This window comes from Mycobacterium sp., assembly GCF_032161845.1.
Classification (GTDB): Bacteria; Actinomycetota; Actinomycetes; order Mycobacteriales; family Mycobacteriaceae; genus Mycobacterium.
The window spans coordinates 1-2687 of the sequence record NZ_JAVRQA010000317.1 but is presented as its reverse complement, the minus strand read 5'-3'; the positions used below and the strand labels follow the sequence as shown (position 1 = coordinate 2687).

The window sequence follows — 2687 nt, the reverse complement described above, 5'->3', positions numbered from 1 at the left end:
ACCGGCACGTACGGTGCCGGAACGGGCGCTCCGTTGGCCTGGACTGCCGGGGGTGGGCCTGCCGGGTCGGGCGCGAGCCGCCCGTCGTCCATCCGGATGTATCCCGGCGGTGCGGCGGGCTTGGGAGCGTTGGGATCGGCTGCCGGCATCGGCGTCTCGGATCCCGGGGCGTTCATCGACACGTATCCCGGCGGCAGCTTCGGCGCGGGTCCTGCACCGGGCGGCGGCGCCGACGTCGGCATCTCGCCGTCGGGCGTGCCCGCGAAGTTCATCGGGTCCTTGGCCTGGTGCCAGGCGTCCCGGATGAAGCCCAGTGGACCGGACCCGCTGCCGTAGTGCGCCTGGTCGTCCGCGACGTGGCCTACCGCCCGAGACGGGTCGAAGTTGCCGCCGCCCGCGTCGCCAGGGACGGGTGGCGCGGCCTCCGCAACGGGCTGTCCAGGTGGGGCGGGTGCCCCCGGGTTGGAGATCAGCAGCGACGGATCGTTCGGGTCCACCGGATCGGCGACGGCCGGTCCCGCGAGCGCCAACGCGCCGAGGCTGACGGCTACACCGGCGAGTGCCAACTTGGCGGCCATCGTGGTCGGCGAGAAGGCGCTGGTGCGCGGTCGTCCGGTCATGAGTGTCGAGGCTAGCCGCTCGGCACGGTGTTTGCGACATCGCGCGCGAAGTCTAGATCGCAGGCCCGAGCAGATCGTCGGCGTCCTTGATGACGTAGCCATAGCCCTGTTCGGCGAGGAATCGCTGCCGGTGCGCGGCGTATTCGGCGTCGAGACTGTCCCGGGACACCACCGAGTAGAACACCGCACCGCCGCCGTCGGCCTTGGGGCGCAAGAGCCTGCCCAGCCGTTGCGCCTCCTCCTGCCGCGACCCGAAGGTTCCCGACACCTGCACCGCCACGCTGGCTTCGGGCAGGTCGATGGAGAAGTTCGCGACCTTGGACACCACCAGCGTCTGAATCTCTCCCTGCCGGAACGCTTCGTACAGTGCCTCGCGCTCCGCGGTCTTCGTCGAGCCCTGGATGACCGGGGCGTCGAGTTCCCTACCCAACTCGTCGAGCTGGTCGAGGTAGGCGCCGATCACCAGCGTCGGCTCGCCGGGATGGCGATCGAGGATCGACTTCACCACCGCCATCTTGGTGTGCGCCGTCGAACACAGCTTGTACCGTTCCTCGGGTTCGGCCGTGGCGTAGATCATCCGCTCGTTGTCGGTCATCGTGACGCGGACCTCGATGCACTCGGCGGGCGCGATCCAGCCCTGTGCCTCGATGTCCTTCCACGGCGCGTCGTATCGCTTCGGCCCGATCAGGCTGAACACGTCGCCCTCGCGGCCGTCCTCGCGGATCAGCGTCGCGGTGAGACCGAGCCGCCTGCGCGACTGCAGGTCGGCCGTCATCCGGAACACCGGTGCTGGCAGCAGGTGCACCTCGTCGTAGATGATCAGGCCCCAGTCGCGGCTGTCGAACAGCTCGAGGTGGCGGTACTCGCCCTTGGTGCGTCGCGTGATGACCTGATAGGTGGCGATCGTGACGGGTCGAATCTCCTTGCGCTCGCCGGAGTATTCGCCGATCTCCTCCTCGGTCAGCGAGGTCCTGGCGATCAGCTCGCGCTTCCACTGCCTTCCGGCCACCGTGTTGGTCACCAGTATCAGGGTGGTGGCGCCCGCCTTGGCCATGGCCGCCGCTCCCACCAGCGTCTTGCCCGCCCCGCACGGCAGCACGACGACGCCGGAGCCGCCGAGCCAGAACGAGTCGGCCGCCATCTCCTGGTAGTCCCGGAGTTCCCAACCGTTCTGCTCGAGCTCGATGCGATGGGCCTCGCCGTTGACGTACCCGGCGAGATCCTCTGCGGGCCAGCCGATCTTGAGCAGCATCTGCTTGACGCGGCCGCGCTCGCTCGGGTGCACGATGACGGTGTCGTCGTCGATGCGCGCACCGAGCATCGGGGCGATCTTCTTGTTGCGCAGCACCTCCTCGAGGACCGCGCGGTCGAAGCTGACCAGCACCAGGCCGTGCACCGGGCTCTTCACCAGCTGCAGCCGCCCGTAGCGGGCCATGGTGTCCACGATGTCGACGAGCAACGGTTGTGGCACCGCGTAACGCGAGAAGGACACCAGCGCGTCGACCACCTGCTCGGCATCGTGGCCTGCCGCGCGGGCGTTCCACAACGCCAGCGGAGTGATCCGGTAGGTGTGGATGTGTTCGGGCGCGCGTTCCAACTCGGCGAACGGGGCGATGGCGGCACGGGCTGCGCCTGCGAGCTCGTGGTCGATCTCGAGCAGCACCGTCTTGTCGGACTGCACGATCAGGGGGCCGTCGGTCATGCGCGACGCTCGTCGGTCATTCCGTCCATTATCCAGGGTCGGCCGACACCACCGACGTCACGCGGTGGATCGCGAACTCCCGCACCCGCCCGGACGCCGGATCGTAGGCGCTCAGCTGACCGCCGCGGACGTTGATCGGGGCCACCACGCGCTGGGTCGCCACACCCGCCGCGTCGACGTAGCCGATCACGACCGAGGTCTGGCGGTGTGCGGCGCCTTGCAACTGTGCCATCGCCTCGGCCGGGTCGAGCCGCCCGCCGCCCAACGACGTGGCGGCCACCTTCCGCAGCACCGCGACGATCGCGCGCAGTGTCTGCACGGTGGGCGTCGGCATCGGATGGCCCCGGCGCCGGGTCGCGGGGGTA

The 2687-nt window shown here is 69.6% G+C and carries 2 protein-coding genes and 1 pseudogene; all 3 read right to left on the bottom strand.

What is annotated here, in order from left to right:
* The coding region (locus QOD90_RS17155) for a hypothetical protein (protein ID WP_526351804.1) at positions 1-620 on the bottom strand (620 nt) is incomplete at its 3' end.
* A gap of 52 nt (positions 621-672) precedes the next feature.
* On the bottom strand, positions 673-2322 hold the full coding sequence (locus QOD90_RS17150) for a DNA repair helicase XPB (RefSeq protein WP_526351802.1): 1650 nt from the start codon (positions 2320-2322) through the stop codon (positions 673-675).
* 28 nt (positions 2323-2350) lie between these two features.
* Positions 2351-2687: pseudogene (locus QOD90_RS17145) on the bottom strand (helicase-associated domain-containing protein); the annotation flags it as partial.

What these genes read in the sequence shown, in the direction of transcription:
- QOD90_RS17150 (WP_526351802.1), bottom strand. Translation starts at nt 2,322, where the DNA reads ATGACCGACGGCCCCCTGATCGTGCAGTCCGACAAGACGGTGCTGCTC.